Raw genomic sequence first — 15,031 nt, 5'->3', positions numbered from 1 at the left:
ACACCTTCGTCGGCGCCCTCGCGGTGGCGCTCACCGAGACGCGCCCCGTGCGGGAGGCCCTGGCGTGGGCCGCCGCGGCGGCGGCACTGTCCGTACAGCGAGCGGGAGCGTCGGCGTCGATGCCGACCCGCCAGGAGATCGAAGCGCAGTTCGCCTCATGAGCACACCCCGAACCACATCCCGAACGACACCCCGCACCGCACCCCCACTGACCGGCCTCCGCGTCCTCGACCTGGCCACCCTCTTCGCCGGCCCCCTCGCCGCCACCCTCCTCGGTGACTTCGGCGCCGAGGTCATCAAGGTCGAGCACCCGACGAAACCGGACCCCGCCCGGGGCCACGGCCCGGCGAAGGACGGAATCGGCCTGTGGTGGAAACTCCTCGGCCGCAACAAGCGCACGATCACCTTGGACCTCTCCAAGCCCGGCGGCCGCACCACCCTCCTGCGCCTCGCCGCCACCGCGGACGTCGTCATCGAGAACTTCCGCCCCGGCACCCTGGAGAAATGGGACCTCGGCTGGCCGGAGTTGTCGGCCGCCAACCCCCGCCTCGTCCTCACCCGCGTCACCGGCTTCGGCCAGTTCGGCCCCTACGCCCACCGCCCCGGCTTCGGCACCCTCGCCGAGGCGATGAGCGGCTTCGCCGCGATCACCGGCGAGCCCGACGCGCCCCCGACGCTCCCACCGTTCGGCCTCGCCGACTCGATCGCGGGCCTGGCGACGTCGTACGCCGTGATGACCGCGCTCGCCGCCCGCGACCGCACCGGCGCCGGTCAAGTCGTCGACATGGCCCTCATCGAACCGATCCTGACGGTGCTCGGCCCCCAGCCGACCTGGTACGACCAACTCGGCTACGTGCAGGAACGCACCGGCAACCGGTCCGCCAACAACGCCCCGCGCAACACCTACCGCACCGCGGACGGCACCTGGGTCGCCGTCTCGACCTCGGCCCAGTCGGTCGCGGAACGCGTACTGCGTCTCGTCGGCCGCCCGGACCTGATCGACGAACCCTGGTTCGCGACGGGCGCCGAGCGGGCCCGCCACGCCGACGTCCTCGACGAGGCGGTCGGCACCTGGATCGCCGAACGCCCGCGCGCCGAGGTGCTGGCGGCCTTCGAGAAGGCGGAGGCGGCGGTGGCCCCGATCCAGGACGTACGGGATGTGCTGACCGACCCGCAGTACCAGGCCCTCGGCACGATCACCACCGTCGACGACCCGGAACTGGGCCCCCTCCGCATGCAGAACGTCCTCTTCCGCCTCTCCGACACCCCCGGCACGATCCGCTGGACCGGCCGCCCGCACGGCGCCGACACGGAGCAGGTCCTGACCGAACTCGGCCTGACGGCCACCGAGTTGAAGGCGCTGCGCGCAGAAGGGGCCGTACGGTGACCTTCCCCCTGACCTGGCTCTACGCCCCCGGCGACCGCCCACACGTCGTCACCAAGGCACTCACCTCGGCCGCCGACGTGGTCGTGATCGACTTGGAAGACGCGGTCGCCCCGGACCGCAAGGCCTACGCCCGTGCGGCGACCGCCGAACTCCTCTCCGACCCCCAGCCGGTCGCGGTCCACGTCCGCGTCAACGCCCTGGACGGCCCGTTCGCGGCGGCCGACCTCATCGCACTGGCACGTCTTCCGGGCGTGTCCGGCCTGCGTCTCCCGAAGGTGGCCACCCCCGAACAGGTCGTCCGCATCGCGGAACTCCACTCCGGCCCACCCCTGTACGCCCTCCTGGAAACCGCCCTCGCCGTCGAACTCGCCTACGCGATCGCGACCGCCGACCCCTCACTCCACGGCATCGCCCTGGGCGAGGCGGACCTCCGGGCCGACCTGGGCGTACGGCACGACGCGGGCCTGGACTGGTCGCGCTCCCGGGTGATCGTCGCCGCCCGCGCGGCCGGCCTCCCGCCACCGCCCCAGTCGGTCCACCCCGACACCCGCGACCTGGACGGCCTGACCGCATCCTGCGCCCACGGCCGCACCCTCGGATTCCTGGGCCGCGCCGCCATCCACCCCCGCCAACTCCCCGTCATCGAACGCGCCTACCTCCCCACGGAGCAGGAACTGGAACAGGCGGAGACGATCATCAAGGCAGCCACAGAGGACCAGAGCGCCCAGGCCCTCCCGGACGGAACATTCATCGACGCGGCGGTAGTGGCGGCGGCGCGACGAACACTGTCCCTGGCACGCCGCCGCTGATCCCGTCCCCGGACACAACGAGGGCGCCCGCACAACCGCGGGCGCCCTCATCGACGTACAACCGACCCTCAGGTCTTCTTCGCAGACCCCGACTCGGACTCGGCCTCGGACTCGGACTCGGCATCGTCCTTCACGTCGTCACTCTCGGCATCGCCATCGTCGGTGCCATCCGCACCCTCGGCCGAACCACCGGAGGTATCCGCATCCGGATCCGGCTCGACGATCTCTTCCTGTCCCGGCCGCTTCTTCGCCGACACCACGATGTACGCCACCGCGAGCAGGAACAGGAACAGCGCGGTCCAGTTGTTGAGGCGGAGGCCCAGGATGTGGTGGGCCTCGTCGACCCGCATGTACTCGATCCAGAACCGGCCGACGCAGTACGAGGCGACGTACAGCGCGAAGGCCCGTCCGTGCCCGAGCTTGAAGCGGCGGTCGGCCCAGATCACGAGGACCGCGACGCCGATGCACCACAGCGACTCGTACAGGAACGTCGGGTGGTAGTAGCCGGGCACCCGGCCGTCCGCCGAGGACGTGATGTGCAGGGCCCAGGGCAGGTCGGTCTCCCGCCCGTACAGCTCCTGGTTGAACCAGTTGCCCCAGCGCCCGATGGCCTGTGCGAGGGCGATGCCGGGGGCGACTGCGTCGGCGTAGGCGGGAAGCGGGAGGCCACGGCGGCGGCAGCCGATCCACGCACCCAGCGCGCCGAACGCGATCGCGCCCCAGATGCCGAGGCCGCCCTCCCAGATCTTGAAGGCGTCCACCCAGTCGCGGCCTTCGCTGAAGTACAGCTGATAGTCCGTGATCACGTGGTAGAGCCGACCGCCGACGAGGCCGAAGGGCACGGCCCAGACAGAGATGTCGGCCACCGTGCCGGCCCGCCCGCCCCGGGCGACCCAGCGCCTGCCGCCGAGCCAGACGGCGACGAAGACGCCGATGATGATGCAGAACGCATAGCCGCGCAGCGGAATGGGGCCGAGGTGGATCACCCCGCGCGACGGGCTGGGAATGTAGGCAAGTTCCATGGCAAGGTCGACGCTACCCTGCCGGGCCACGCCCACGGCAAGCGGCCCGGCAACGGGTCCGTAACGGGCGGGCGCCCCCACTCACGCCTTGTTCGCCTCCTGCACCAGCTGCTTCAGCTTCGCCGGTGTCATCGACTGATCTTGCAGGATGTTCTTGCCGTCGAGCAGCACGGTCGGCGTGCCGCTGAAGCCGCCGTCCTGGAAGGCAGCCGCGGACTTCTCGACCCAGTTGTTGTAGGTGCCCTTCTCCACGCAGGTCCGGAAGGTGGGAGTGTCGAGGCCGTCGACCTTGGCGGCCAGCTCGATGAGCTTGCTGTTCTCGCTGAAGGCGTCGTCGGTCTCCGGCGGCTGGTTGTCGTACAGCACGTCGTGGTACGCGGGGAACTTTCCGGCGTCCTGGGCACAGGCCGCCGCGTTGGCCGCGTTGCGGGAGCCGGTGCCGCGCATGTTGCCGTCGATGATCGTGGCGAGGCGGTACTCGACTCTGAGCTGCCCGGAGTCGGTCAGTTCATGGATCGTCGGGCGGTACACCGTCTCGAAGGACTTGCAGGCCGGGCAGCGGAAGTCCTCCCACACAGTGAGCGTCGATCTGGCGCTGGTCTTGCCGACCGGGATGGCGAGATTGTCCTCGCCGTTCGCCCCCGAGGGCGCCACGAGCGGGCCCGAGCTCTCACTGTCGTCCTTGCCCGCGTTTGCCGCGACGACGCCGATCACCGCCGCGAGCCCCAGGACGCAGACGACGCTCGCGCCCACGATCAGGGCCCGTCGTCGCTTGTCAGCGGCATTCTGCTTCTCACGCTCGATCGCCAGCCGCTCACGGGCGGTGCGCTTTGCCTCACGGTTCTTCTCGCTCACACCCACAGAACGAACCGGGGAGGCGCACCGCGCCTCCCCGGTCCCAGGTCCACCCGGAAGAGGGACCTGTATGAAATCCCGCTTGTTACGCCTGCCCGCGCACGCCCTTCGCCAGCTCACCGGCGAGGCCGCGGACGGCCTCGACACCGGCCGCGTCGTCCGCCGCGTCCAGGATCCGCTTCACGAAGGCCGAGCCGACGATCACGCCGTCGGCGAAGCCGGCGACCTCGGCGGCCTGGGCCGCGTTGGAGACGCCGAGCCCGACGCAGACCGGCAGGTCGGTGCCGGTGGCCCGGGTGCGCTGGACCAGGTCCTGGGCCTGGGCGCCGACCGACTCACGGGCACCGGTGACGCCCATGAGCGAGGCGGCGTAGACGAAGCCGCTGCCCGCCGCGGTGATCTGCGCGAGCCGCTCGTCCTTGCTGCTGGGCGCGACCACGAAGACCGTCGCGAGGCCGTGCTTCTCGGCGTGCTCCCTCCACAGCGCCGACTCCTGCACGGGCAGGTCGGGCAGGATGCAGCCCGCCCCGCCCGCCTCGGCCAGTTCGGCGGTGAAGCGCTCGACGCCGTAGCGGTCGATCGGGTTCCAGTACGTCATCACGAGCACCGGCTTGCCGGTCGCCTCGTACGTCTCGCGCACCGTGCGCATCACGTCGGCGATCTTGACGCCACCGCGCAGGGCGATGTCGTCGGCGGTCTGGATGACCGGGCCGTCGAGGACGGGGTCGCTGTGCGGCAGACCGACCTCGACGACGTCGGCGCCGCCGTCGAAGGCGGCCTTGATCGCCTCGATGCCGCCGTCGACGGTCGGGAAGCCGGCCGGAAGGTAGGCGATCAGGGCAGACCGGCCCTCCGCCTTCGTGCCGGCGAGGGTGTCCGTCAACAGCTGGATGTTCCCGCTCACTTGGCGTCCCCCTCGATCTCGGCGGTCTCGCTGTCGGCGTCGGCGGCGACCTCGGCGTCGGTGTCGTACAGCCCGAAGTAGCGGGCGGCGGTGTCCATGTCCTTGTCGCCGCGGCCCGACAGGTTGACCACGATCAGCCCGTCCTTGCCCAGCTCCCGGCCGACTTCGAGCGCGCCGGCGAGCGCGTGCGCGCTCTCGATCGCCGGGATGATGCCCTCGGTCTGCGACAGCAGGCGCAGGGCCTGCATGGCGGCGTCGTCGGTGACCGCGCGGTACTCGGCGCGACCGGTGTCCTTGAGGTAGGAGTGCTCGGGTCCGATGCCGGGGTAGTCCAGACCGGCCGAGATCGAGTACGGCTCCGTGATCTGGCCCTCCTCGTCCTGGAGGACGTAGCTCCGGGAACCGTGGAGGATGCCGGGCTCGCCCGCGGTCAGGGTCGCCGCGTGCTCGCCGGTCTCGACGCCGTGGCCCGCGGGCTCGCAGCCGATGAGGCGTACGTCCGCGTCCGGGATGAAGGCGTGGAAGAGGCCGATGGCGTTGGAGCCGCCGCCGACGCAGGCGATGGCGGCGTCGGGGAGGCGGCCCGCGCGCTCCAGCAGCTGGCGTCGGGTCTCGACGCCGATCACGCGGTGGAAGTCGCGGACCATGGCGGGGAAGGGGTGCGGGCCGGCGACCGTGCCGAAGAGGTAGTGGGTGTGGTCGACGTTCGCCACCCAGTCGCGGAACGCCTCGTTGATGGCGTCCTTGAGGGTGCGCGATCCCGACTTCACGGCGATGACCTCGGCGCCGAGCATGCGCATGCGGGCCACGTTGAGGGCCTGGCGCCGGGTGTCGATCTCGCCCATGTAGACGGTGCACTCGAGGCCGAACAGCGCGCAGGCGGTGGCGGTCGCGACACCGTGCTGGCCGGCGCCGGTCTCGGCGATCACTCGGGTCTTGCCCATGCGCTTGGTGAGCAGGGCCTGGCCGAGCACGTTGTTGATCTTGTGGGAGCCGGTGTGGTTCAGGTCTTCCCGCTTGAGGAAGATGCGGGGGCCTCCGGCGTGCTCGGCGAACCTGGGCACCTCGGTCAGCGCGCTGGGCCTGCCGGTGTAGTTGACGAGCAGGTCGTCCAGTTCGCGGGCGAACTCGGGGTCGTGCTTGGCCTTGTCGTACTCGACGGCGACCTCGTCCACGGCGGCGACGAGAGCCTCCGGGATGAACTTGCCGCCGAATGCGCCGAAGTAGCCTTCGGGGCTGGGGACTTGACCCTGGGGGTCGGGGATGAAGAAGTCGCTGGGCATGCGGAAACCTCACGGTGAGTGCGTGGAAAAGACACTGATCGCCGTGGGGGCGGGGCTTTGCTGTCGGCTGCCGGCCGACTGTGGCTTGTCGCGCAGTTCCCCGCGCCCCTATAGGGCGCGCTGCCATCGACGGCCGTTCACCTGCCCGGGTTCGTCTCCGATGACGTAGCGGACCCGCCGTCCGTGCACCCTCCGCGCGGGCGCGCGGCAGCCCCGGGGACGGCAGCCGCGCGCGAGGCGGGCGTACCGGTCCACGGTTGTCACGGTCAGCGAGAGAGTCATCGGCACTAACCCTACCGGGTGATCAGCCTCGGCCGTGGCGGAGTGCGGGGTGGGCGCCCGCTGCCACCAGGTCGGCCACTGCTGTCTTCGGGTCCTTGCCGGTGACGAGGGACTCGCCGACGAGGACGGCGTCGGCGCCGGCGTTGGCGTAGGCGATGAGGTCGTGGGGGCCGCGGACGCCGGATTCGGCGATCTTGACGATGCCTTCGGGGATCTCGGGGGCGATCCGCTCGAAGGTGCCGCGGTCGACCTCGAGGGTCTTGAGGTTGCGCGCGTTGACGCCGATGACCTTGGCGCCGGCGTCGACGGCGCGGTCGACCTCGTCCTCGTCGTGGACCTCGACGAGCGGGGTGAGCCCGATGGACTGGGCACGCTCGACGAGGGACTCCAGGGCGGGCTGGTCCAGGGCAGCGACGATCAGCAGGACGAGGTCGGCGCCGTAGGCCCGGGCCTCCCACAGCTGGTACGACGTGACGATGAAGTCCTTGCGGAGGACCGGGATGTCCACGCGGGCGCGGACGGCCTCCAGGTCGTCCAGCGAACCGCCGAAGCGGCGCTGTTCGGTGAGGACGGAGATGACGGCAGCGCCGCCCGCCTCGTAGTCCGCGGCGAGTCCGGCCGGGTCGGCGATGGCGGCCAGCGCGCCCTTGGACGGGCTGGAGCGCTTGACCTCGCAGATGACCTTGACGCCTTCCCCGCGCAGGGCGGCCAGACCGTCCTTGGCCGCGGGGGCCTTCGCCGCGCGCTCCTTGAGCTCGTCGAGGCTGACGCGCGCCTGCCGCTCCGCGAGGTCGGCACGGACTCCGTCGATGATCTCGTCGAGCACACTCACGCGAGCGGCCCCCTTTCAGACGGTTGACTGTGAAAGCGGTTCAAAACCTATGGTCACTGCGATGGTATCCGCAGGAGGGCGTAGGCCTCGCATCCGGTTGACGCCGATCCCTCCCCCGCCCTCGAACCAGCTTCGCACGGCTCGGGCGGGAGGTGCCCCCATACTGGACGTTCACCAGTTGATCAAGGATGGAGCCAGCCACCGAACGGCAGGTTCCGGACAACCGTGAAGACCAGCAGCAATGCCCCGACGGTCCACAGGTGCGCCGACCCGAGTTCGGGGCGGAAGGGCCGGCCACGTGCCGCGCGGACCACCCAGACGGTCCATACGACGGCGAAGAGCGCGTAGCCGACGACCGCGGCGGCGTTGTTCTGCAGCGCGGCCAGGAAGTCCCCGTGGACGACGGCGTGCGCGCTGCGCAGGCCGCCGCAGCCGGGGCAGTAGATGCCGGTGTACTGCAGGAGCGGACAGGCGGGGTAGTGGCCGGGCTCGTTCGGGTCCACGGTCCCGACGTAGGCGAAGGCCCCGGCGACGGCCGCGAGCAGTCCCGCGGGCACGGCCAGCCGACCGAGCACGGCTCCGGGTCCGGCTCCGGCGGGCGGTGTGGCCTTCCGGCTGTCGAGGTTCACGTCTTGCATTGTGCCCCCCGCACGCGTGAGGGGCGGCCCCGGCGTCATACCGGTCCGCCCCTCACACGCTGCTTGCGCTGTACGGGACTTCAGCCCTCGACACCGGCCGGCTGGCGCTTCTCCGAGAGAGCCTGGTACGACGCGTGCTGGTCCTTCGGCTGGCCCAGGCCCATGCCCTTCATGATCCAGCCGACGACGCCACCGAGGACCGTGACTCCCATACCGGCCCAGAAGCCCACGGGGCTGGCCAGCACCATGAAGGCGCCCGAGATGCAGAAACCGATGAACGCGATAGTGACACCGGTCCAGGCGGCCGGGGTGTGACCGTGGCTGCTGCCCGCCATTGCTTGCTCCTCGTTGCTGTGTGCCTATACGAGCCAAACGCTCGCCATCATTGTCCCGCACGCCCGCCCGTCTCGTGATCAGGGGTACGCACAGCGCCCCTTCAGGGGCGCGGGGAACTGCGCGACCAGCCACAACGGTCCCGCAGACGACCGACAACCCATCGCGGCACTATCCAGCGAAGCGTCACGCGCTGGTGGGGTCCTCGCCGCGGTCCAACGCCTTCCACAGGTCCTCGGGCCGATCCGGGTCCACGACGGGCGCCTTGCGACGCGGCCGAGGCGCCCCGGAGCGCTCATACCGACCGGACATCGCAGGCCACAGCCGCCCGTAGCGCAGGGCGAGCAGTCCGGCAAGCAGAAGCAGAACGCCGCCCACGGCAGCGACGTAAGGCCATGCGGTGTGGGTGAGCGCGTCGACCCCGGCGGAGGTGTCACCAGTGACTTCCGCGGCCTTCTCGTCGAGCGCGGAACTGTCGGACGCGCCGAACACGGCCGCCACGACGATCCCGGCGCCGGACAGCGCGAGCAGCGCGGCGACCAGGAGCCGCCCGGACTTGCGGACGGCGAAGACGGCGACGAGCGCGGCGAGGCCCACTATGGCGAGGGCCGCGGGCACGCCCGTGACGTCGCTGCCCTTCGCGGTCAGCGGGAAGGAGCCGCCTGCCACGGTCGCGGTGCCCTCCGACCACTGCTGGCGGGTGGCCAGCAGCGCCACGGCCGCGCCGAGCGCGCCGGCCAGCAGGGCGACGGCGAGGCTGAGGCGGCCCGCCCGGGCGGGTCCTGCGGCTTCGGAACGGGGGTGAGGAACAGCAGTCACGTACTCCACTATCGCGCGAACCCCGGGCGAACCGTCACCCGGGGTTCACGTGAGACCCGTCCTACTTTCCGAGCCGGTTCGCCGTGTGCACCGCGCGCAGCACCGCCGCCGCCTTGTTGCGGCACTCGGTGTCCTCGGCGACCGGGTCGGAGTCGGCGACGATGCCCGCACCGGCCTGGACGTAGGCGGTGCTGTCGCGCAGGAGTGCCGTACGGATGGCGATGGCGGTGTCGGAGTCGCCGGCGAAGTCGAGGTAGCCGACGCAGCCGCCGTACAACCCCCGCCGGGACGGTTCGAGTTCGTCGATGATCTGCATCGCGCGGGGCTTGGGGGCGCCGGAGAGGGTGCCGGCCGGGAAGCAGGCGGTGAGGACATCGAAGGCGGTGCGGCCCGCGGCGATCCGGCCGGTGACCGTCGAGACGATGTGCATCACGTGCGAGTAGCGCTCGACGGACATGAAGTCGACGACCTCGACCGAGCCGGGTTCGCAGACGCGCCCGAGGTCGTTGCGTCCGAGGTCGACGAGCATCAGGTGCTCGGCGCGCTCCTTGGGGTCGGCGAGCAGTTCGTCGGCGAGGGCCTGGTCCTCCTGCGGGGTGGCACCGCGCCACCGGGTGCCGGCGATGGGGTGGACCATGGCCCGTCCGTCCTCGACCTTGACGAGCGCTTCGGGGGACGAGCCGACGACGTCGAAGCCCTCGAAGCGGAACAGGTACATGTACGGGGAGGGGTTGGTCGCCCTGAGCACCCGGTAGACGTCCAACGCGCTTGCCGTGCACGGCGTTTCGAAGCGCTGGGAGGGGACCACCTGGAAGGCCTCGCCGGCCCGGATGCGCTCCTTGATGTCCTCGACGGCGTCCTGGAAGTCGGGGCCGCCCCACAGTGCCGTGTATTCGGGGAGTTCGGAGGGCGGGAGCACGGCGGGCGGCTGGGCGACCGCGCGCGTGAGGTCGGCTTCCATGATGTCGAGGCGGGCGACCGCGTCGGCGTAGGCCTCGTCGACGCCGGTGTCGAGGTCGTTGTGGTTGATCGCGTTGGCGATCAGCAGGACGGAGCCCTCCCAGTGGTCCATGACGGCGAGGTCGCTGGTGAGGAGCATGGTCAGCTCGGGCAGCTTCAGGTCGTCCCGCTCGCCGGGGCCGATCTTCTCCAGGCGGCGCACGATGTCGTAGCCGAGGTAGCCGACCATGCCGCCGGTGAAGGGCGGCATGCCCTCCTGGTGCGGGGTGTGCAGGGCCTCGATGGTGGCGCGCAGGGCGGCGAGGGGGTCGCCGCCCGTGGGGACGCCGACGGGCGGGGTGCCGAGCCAGTGGGCCTGGCCGTCCCGCTCGGTGAGCGTCGCCGCGGAACGCACGCCGACGAAGGAGTAGCGGGACCAGGAGCGGCCGTTCTCCGCGGACTCCAGCAGGAAGGTGCCGGGGCGCTCGGCGGCGAGCTTGCGGTAGAGCGCGACCGGGGTGTCGCCGTCCGCGAGGAGCTTGCGGGTGACGGGGATGACCCGGCGGTCGGTGGCCAGCTTGCGGAACGTCTCGAGGTCCATGGCGGCTGACCTTACTGATCCGGGGTGGACGGGCCGGAACCGGCGCCGTCCTTGAGCAGTACGTCGGCGTCGAAGCAGGTGCGGGCGCCGGTGTGGCAGGCGGCGCCGACCTGGTCGACCTTGACCAGAACGGTGTCGGCGTCGCAGTCGAGGGCGACGGACTTGACGTGCTGGAAGTGGCCCGAGGTGTCGCCCTTGACCCAGTACTCCCGGCGACTGCGCGACCAGTACGTGCAGCGGCCGGTGGTGAGCGTCCGATGCAGCGCCTCGTCGTCCATCCAGCCGAGCATCAGCACCTCACCGGTGTCGTACTGCTGGGCGATGGCGGGCAGGAGTCCGTCGGCGCTGCGCTTGAGCCGCGCGGCGATCTCCGGGTCGAGGCGGCTGGACTGCCGGGGCGTGCTGGTCATGCCGACCATTGTGCCGCGCGGCACTGACAGACCTGATGGAGTGTCCAGTACGCGGACCGTACGGGTGCTGTCCATTGGGCTGACCCCCACCTCGGCCGTACGCTGACTGCATGTCGACTTTCGCCAAGCGTGAACGACTTCTCCTGGCCGACCTCCTGGAGGCCGAGGGCCCCGATGCCCCCACTTTGTGTGAGGGCTGGCGCACTCGTGACCTCGCCGCGCACGTGGTCGTGCGCGAGCGTCGCCCCGACGCCGCCGGCGGCATCCTGATCAAGCAGCTGGCACCGCGCCTGGAGCGGGTGATGGCGGAGTTCACGGCCAAGCCGTACGAGGAGCTGATCCAGCTGATCCGTACCGGCCCGCCGCGTTTCTCGCCGTTCGCGCTCAAGCAGCTCGACGAGATGTCCAACACGATCGAGTACTACGTCCACACCGAGGACGTACGCCGCGCCCAGCCCGACTGGACACCGCGCGAGCTCGACCCGGTCTTCCAGGACGCCCTCTGGTCCCGCCTGGAGCGTTCCGCCCGCCTGATGGGCCGCGGCGTCCCGACCGGCCTCGTCCTGCGCCGCCCCGACGGCCAGACAGCGGTCGCCCACCGCGGCGCCCCGGTCGTCACGGTGACCGGCGAGCCGTCGGAACTGCTGCTCTTCGCATACGGCCGGCAGAACGCCGCCAAGGTGGAGCTGGAGGGCGAGGAGGACGCGATCACCAAGCTGCACGAGACGAAGCAGCTGGGGATCTGACGAATCAGCTGGGGATCCGAGGGCGTCACCCGGGAAGCTCTGCGCGGCGCAGGGATGCCGTGCAGAGCGCGAGGACGCCACCCAGGCCACTGACGACGGCGCCCACCACGAAGACCGGTCCGGTGCCCCACAGCTCGGCCGCCCAGCCGACCACCGGGAAGGTGAGCGGCGCGACGCCGAAGCCGACGAGCGTGGAGGCGGCGGTGACCCGGCCGACGTAGGCCAGGCCCGCCGCGGCCTGGATCAGCGCCCCGCACAGGGCCCCGGACAGACCGGCCGACAGGCCGATGAGCAGGGCCACACCGACCGCACCCGGCACGGACGTCACCTGCGCCAGCGCCCCGATCGCCACGGCCCCGAGGAGGCTCGTCACCGCGGCCACGGCTCCGGCCCGGGGCACCCGGCCACGCCAGGTGAGCAGGAGCGAGGCCGCGCCGGCGCCGGTCCCGAAGCCGGCCAGCACCCAGCCCATGCCGGCGGAGCCCCAGCCGCGCTGCTGTGCGAGGAGGGTCAGGCCGAGGTTCATCGGGCCGACGAAGCCCAGGTCGGTGAGGGCCGCGGCGATCACCAGCGGGCGCAGCACCGCGTCCCGCCGGATGTGGCGCAGCCCGTCCCGCAACTCGGCCAGGACCGCGCCCCGGGGCGACACGTCGTCCGGCGGCAGCTTGCCGACCCGGACCGCCAGCAGCAGCGGCAGGGACACCCCGACGAGCAGCGCGGCCAGCCCGAACGCGCCCGCCGTACCGCCGACGGCGACGCCGAGGCCGCCCAGTGGCCCGCCGAGGACGTTCGCGAGCCGGGTGGCGAGGCCGCGCATGCCCTGGACGCGGGCGAGCTGGCCGCGCCCGGTGAGCCGCGCGGGCAGGGCAGGGCGCCGGCGGCGGGCAGGAACACGGCATCGACGACACCTAAGAGCACGGCGACCGCACCCAGCACCCACAGCCCCGGGCTGGTGGCGAGGAGCAGGACGGCCGCGGTCAGCACGAGGGCGGCGCGCGCGGCAGTGCTGGCGAGCACGGTCCGGCGCGCTCCATAGCGGTCGGCCACCACTCCCCCGCCGAGCATCAACAGGGCACGCGGCAGCGCACTGGCCGCGGTGACCAGTCCGGCCTGGGCGGGGCTGCCGGACTGGACGGCGGCCCAGGACAGGGCGATGTAGTAGACGTTGTCGCCGACCGCGGACGAGATGTACGCGCCGAGCCAGCGCAGGACGTTGGGGTCGCGGTGGGCCGGTCTTTCCTTCAGGCCGGCCCCGGGCACGAGCGTGCTGGTCACGGCGGACCGTCCTCTCAGGTACGGACTCTCAGGTACGGAAAGGGAAGCCGTACGTGTGCACCGCGACGTTCTCGCGGCCCTCGGTGTCGCCTGCGGCAACGGCGGCCCGGCCGCGCTCCTCGTACCTGCGGACCAGGGCGTACATCTCCTTGGACAGGGTGGAGAGTTCGTCCGGGGTGAGCCTGAGCAGCCACTCGGAGGAGTCGGACGCCGTCGTCCACGCGTCGCTCCAGTGGGCCCGCTCGTCGAGGTAGCGGCGGTACATGTCGGCGCGCTGCTCGAAGAAGAGGCGACTGGCCGCCGAGTGCGCGGCGGCCTTCTCCGGAGCGTCCCTGAAGTCCTCGTCGTGGATGGACACCCCTTCGGAGGCGGGCTGCCACCAGCGCTCCCGACCGTCCGCGCTCTGTGCCTCGGCCTCCTCGATCAGCCCGTGTTCGGCGAGTTTGCGCAGGTGGTAGCTGACCAGCGAGACGGCCTCGTCGACCTGGTCGGCGAGCTGGGACGCGGTCGCCGAGCGAGCGATGATCAGGCACCGGTACAGCTGTGCCCGTAGCGGGTGCGCGAGCGCCTTGAGGGTGCCCACGTCCTTGATGCGCCTCTCCCTGTCCGTCATGCCACTCACGCTAGATGGGAAAGAAAAGTTGCACAACATATTTTGCGCAATATTCCTTTCTCATCTGCCCATGAGAAAGCCCCGGCCGGGACCGACCGGGGCTCTGATCGTGCTAGCGGACGGGGTGCCCCGCCTCCCGCAACGTCTCCTTCACCTCACCGATCCGCAGGTCGCCGAAGTGGAAGACCGATGCCGCGAGGACCGCGTCCGCGCCCGCTTCGATGGCCGGGGGGAAGTGGGCGAGCCGGCCCGCGCCGCCGGAGGCGATGAGGGGGACGGTCACGTGCTTGCGGACGGACTCGATCATCTCGATGTCGTAGCCGTCCTTCGTGCCGTCCGCGTCCATCGAGTTGAGCAGGATCTCGCCCGCGCCCAGCTCGGCGGCCCGATGCGCCCACTCGATCGCGTCGATGCCGGTGCCCTTGCGGCCACCGTGGGTGGTGACCTCGAAGGTGCCTTCGGGAGTGCGGCGGGCGTCCACCGACAGGACCAGCACCTGCCGGCCGAACCGCTCCGCGATCTCGCGGATCAGGTCGGGACGGGCGATGGCCGCCGTGTTGACGCCCACCTTGTCCGCGCCCGCCCGCAGCAGCTTGTCCACGTCCTCGGCCGTGCGGACACCGCCGCCGACCGTGAGCGGGATGAACACCTGCTCGGCGGTGCGGCGCACCACGTCGTACGTCGTCTCGCGGTTGCCGGAGGACGCGGTGATGTCCAGGAAGGTCAGTTCGTCGGCGCCCTCGGCGTCGTACACCTTGGCCATCTCGACGGGGTCGCCCGCGTCGCGCAGGTTCTGGAAGTTGACGCCCTTGACGACCCGGCCGTTGTCCACGTCCAGGCAGGGGATGACTCGGACCGCCAGGGTCATGACTGCTCGGCTCCTCTGAATGCTTCTATTTCCACTTCGACCAGGATGCGCGAGTCCACGAAGCCCTCCACGATCAGCAGCGTCGAGACCGGGCGCACCTCGTCGAAGAGCTCCTTGTGGGCCCGGCCCACGGCGTCCACGTCCCGCGCGTGGGTCAGGTACATCCGCGTACGGACCACGGACCCGACCGCAAGCCCGAACTCGCCGATCGCCTCGATCGCGTTGGTGAAGGCCACCATGGCCTGTTCGTACGGGTCGCCCTCGCCGTACAGCACATCGCCCTTGAAGGACGTGGTGCCCGCCACCAGAACGCGGTCTCCCGCCGCGACGGCACGTGCGAAACCGAAGGACTCCTCCCAGGGGCTTCCGCTCTGCACGCGCCGCACGGCTTCGGACGTCATGACACTGTGCCCTT

The 15,031-nt window shown here is 71.3% G+C and carries 18 protein-coding genes and 1 pseudogene; 4 read left to right on the top strand and 15 right to left on the bottom strand.

Annotation, left to right across the window (positions count from 1 at the left end; all coding sequences use genetic code 11):
- The 3 genes from ACTWQO_RS37900 to ACTWQO_RS37890 form a co-directional block, all read left to right on the top strand.
- Window positions 1-161 (top strand): PfkB family carbohydrate kinase (locus tag ACTWQO_RS37900; RefSeq protein WP_443241920.1); only part of this gene is annotated, 161 nt, incomplete at its 5' end.
- Window positions 158-1,387, top strand: coding sequence for a CaiB/BaiF CoA transferase family protein (locus ACTWQO_RS37895; protein WP_443241918.1), 1,230 nt, complete (start codon window positions 158-160; stop codon window positions 1,385-1,387). The genes ACTWQO_RS37900 and ACTWQO_RS37895, both read left to right, overlap by 4 nt.
- The gene (locus tag ACTWQO_RS37890; protein ID WP_443241917.1) at window positions 1,384-2,196 is read left to right on the top strand and encodes an HpcH/HpaI aldolase/citrate lyase family protein; all 813 of its coding nucleotides are present in this window, start codon (window positions 1,384-1,386) and stop codon (window positions 2,194-2,196) included. Before ACTWQO_RS37895 ends, ACTWQO_RS37890 begins: the two co-directional genes overlap by 4 nt.
- Before the next feature lie 68 nt (window positions 2,197-2,264).
- Here ACTWQO_RS37890 and lgt read toward each other — a convergent pair whose 3' ends face one another.
- The 11 genes from lgt to hisI form a co-directional block, all read right to left on the bottom strand.
- Window positions 2,265-3,218, bottom strand: coding sequence for a prolipoprotein diacylglyceryl transferase (lgt, locus tag ACTWQO_RS37885; protein WP_443241916.1), 954 nt, complete (start codon window positions 3,216-3,218; stop codon window positions 2,265-2,267).
- 81 nt (window positions 3,219-3,299) lie between these two features.
- On the bottom strand, window positions 3,300-4,073 hold the full coding sequence (locus ACTWQO_RS37880; RefSeq protein WP_443241915.1) for a DsbA family protein: 774 nt from the start codon (window positions 4,071-4,073) through the stop codon (window positions 3,300-3,302).
- An 85-nt stretch (window positions 4,074-4,158) separates the two neighbouring features.
- Complete coding sequence (gene trpA / locus ACTWQO_RS37875; protein WP_443241914.1) at window positions 4,159-4,977, bottom strand: tryptophan synthase subunit alpha; 819 nt, start codon at window positions 4,975-4,977, stop codon at window positions 4,159-4,161.
- Window positions 4,974-6,260: a tryptophan synthase subunit beta gene (gene trpB, locus ACTWQO_RS37870; RefSeq protein WP_443241913.1), complete on the bottom strand. Its 1,287-nt coding sequence runs from the start codon at window positions 6,258-6,260 to the stop codon at window positions 4,974-4,976. The genes trpA and trpB overlap by 4 nt, the downstream gene beginning before the upstream one ends.
- 108 nt (window positions 6,261-6,368) lie before the next feature.
- The gene (gene trpM, locus ACTWQO_RS37865; protein WP_443241912.1) at window positions 6,369-6,542 is read right to left on the bottom strand and encodes a tryptophan biosynthesis modulator TrpM; all 174 of its coding nucleotides are present in this window, start codon (window positions 6,540-6,542) and stop codon (window positions 6,369-6,371) included.
- A 22-nt stretch (window positions 6,543-6,564) separates the two neighbouring features.
- Window positions 6,565-7,374, bottom strand: coding sequence for an indole-3-glycerol phosphate synthase TrpC (trpC, locus tag ACTWQO_RS37860; protein ID WP_443241911.1), 810 nt, complete (start codon window positions 7,372-7,374; stop codon window positions 6,565-6,567).
- Window positions 7,375-7,556: 182 nt separating this feature from the next.
- The gene (locus ACTWQO_RS37855) at window positions 7,557-8,012 is read right to left on the bottom strand and encodes a DUF2752 domain-containing protein (RefSeq protein ID WP_443241910.1); all 456 of its coding nucleotides are present in this window, start codon (window positions 8,010-8,012) and stop codon (window positions 7,557-7,559) included.
- Between the two features lie 80 nt (window positions 8,013-8,092).
- Window positions 8,093-8,347, bottom strand: a complete 255-nt coding sequence (locus tag ACTWQO_RS37850) for an HGxxPAAW family protein (RefSeq protein ID WP_443241909.1) — start codon at window positions 8,345-8,347, stop codon at window positions 8,093-8,095.
- Between the two features lie 184 nt (window positions 8,348-8,531).
- Complete coding sequence (locus tag ACTWQO_RS37845; protein ID WP_443241908.1) at window positions 8,532-9,173, bottom strand: TIGR02234 family membrane protein; 642 nt, start codon at window positions 9,171-9,173, stop codon at window positions 8,532-8,534.
- Window positions 9,174-9,225: 52 nt separating this feature from the next.
- Window positions 9,226-10,704 (bottom strand): anthranilate synthase component I, encoded by a 1,479-nt coding sequence (locus ACTWQO_RS37840; protein WP_443241907.1) that lies wholly within the window; start codon window positions 10,702-10,704, stop codon window positions 9,226-9,228.
- A gap of 11 nt (window positions 10,705-10,715) precedes the next feature.
- Entirely contained in the window at window positions 10,716-11,114 is a 399-nt protein-coding gene (gene hisI / locus ACTWQO_RS37835; protein WP_443241906.1) for a phosphoribosyl-AMP cyclohydrolase, read from the bottom strand.
- Window positions 11,115-11,224: 110 nt separating this feature from the next.
- On the opposite strand from hisI, the gene ACTWQO_RS37830 reads away from it, so the two are divergent.
- Complete coding sequence (locus ACTWQO_RS37830) at window positions 11,225-11,860, top strand: TIGR03085 family metal-binding protein (RefSeq protein ID WP_443241905.1); 636 nt, start codon at window positions 11,225-11,227, stop codon at window positions 11,858-11,860.
- A gap of 25 nt (window positions 11,861-11,885) precedes the next feature.
- Here ACTWQO_RS37830 and ACTWQO_RS37825 read toward each other — a convergent pair.
- From ACTWQO_RS37825 to ACTWQO_RS37810, 4 genes and pseudogenes are all read right to left on the bottom strand, one after another.
- A pseudogene (locus ACTWQO_RS37825) lies at window positions 11,886-13,135 on the bottom strand (MFS transporter).
- A 28-nt stretch (window positions 13,136-13,163) separates the two neighbouring features.
- Window positions 13,164-13,748: an ArsR/SmtB family transcription factor gene (locus ACTWQO_RS37820; protein WP_443241904.1), complete on the bottom strand. Its 585-nt coding sequence runs from the start codon at window positions 13,746-13,748 to the stop codon at window positions 13,164-13,166.
- 112 nt (window positions 13,749-13,860) lie between these two features.
- Window positions 13,861-14,616: an imidazole glycerol phosphate synthase subunit HisF gene (hisF, locus tag ACTWQO_RS37815; protein ID WP_443241903.1), complete on the bottom strand. Its 756-nt coding sequence runs from the start codon at window positions 14,614-14,616 to the stop codon at window positions 13,861-13,863.
- Window positions 14,613-15,017, bottom strand: coding sequence for a RidA family protein (locus ACTWQO_RS37810; protein ID WP_443241902.1), 405 nt, complete (start codon window positions 15,015-15,017; stop codon window positions 14,613-14,615). Before ACTWQO_RS37810 ends, hisF begins: the two co-directional genes overlap by 4 nt.
- Between the last annotated feature and the right edge of the window lie 14 nt (window positions 15,018-15,031).

This window comes from Streptomyces sp. 4N124 (assembly GCF_052245395.1).
GTDB lineage: Bacteria > Actinomycetota > Actinomycetes > Streptomycetales > Streptomycetaceae > Streptomyces.
The sequence above is the reverse complement of the archived record's forward strand: the minus strand, read 5'-3'. Positions and strand labels throughout refer to the sequence as shown.

Coding starts and splice junctions, on each gene's coding strand:
- trpB (WP_443241913.1), bottom strand. CDS start 6,260: ATGCCCAGCGACTTCTTCATCCCCGACCCCCAGGGTCAAGTCCCCAGC.
- ACTWQO_RS37895 (WP_443241918.1), top strand. CDS start 158: ATGAGCACACCCCGAACCACATCCCGAACGACACCCCGCACCGCACCC.
- ACTWQO_RS37840 (WP_443241907.1), bottom strand. CDS start 10,704: ATGGACCTCGAGACGTTCCGCAAGCTGGCCACCGACCGCCGGGTCATC.
- ACTWQO_RS37820 (WP_443241904.1), bottom strand. CDS start 13,748: ATGACGGACAGGGAGAGGCGCATCAAGGACGTGGGCACCCTCAAGGCG.
- trpM (WP_443241912.1), bottom strand. CDS start 6,542: ATGACTCTCTCGCTGACCGTGACAACCGTGGACCGGTACGCCCGCCTC.
- hisF (WP_443241903.1), bottom strand. CDS start 14,616: ATGACCCTGGCGGTCCGAGTCATCCCCTGCCTGGACGTGGACAACGGC.
- ACTWQO_RS37850 (WP_443241909.1), bottom strand. CDS start 8,347: ATGGCGGGCAGCAGCCACGGTCACACCCCGGCCGCCTGGACCGGTGTC.
- ACTWQO_RS37830 (WP_443241905.1), top strand. CDS start 11,225: ATGTCGACTTTCGCCAAGCGTGAACGACTTCTCCTGGCCGACCTCCTG.
- ACTWQO_RS37810 (WP_443241902.1), bottom strand. CDS start 15,017: ATGACGTCCGAAGCCGTGCGGCGCGTGCAGAGCGGAAGCCCCTGGGAG.
- ACTWQO_RS37855 (WP_443241910.1), bottom strand. CDS start 8,012: ATGCAAGACGTGAACCTCGACAGCCGGAAGGCCACACCGCCCGCCGGA.
- lgt (WP_443241916.1), bottom strand. CDS start 3,218: ATGGAACTTGCCTACATTCCCAGCCCGTCGCGCGGGGTGATCCACCTC.
- hisI (WP_443241906.1), bottom strand. CDS start 11,114: ATGACCAGCACGCCCCGGCAGTCCAGCCGCCTCGACCCGGAGATCGCC.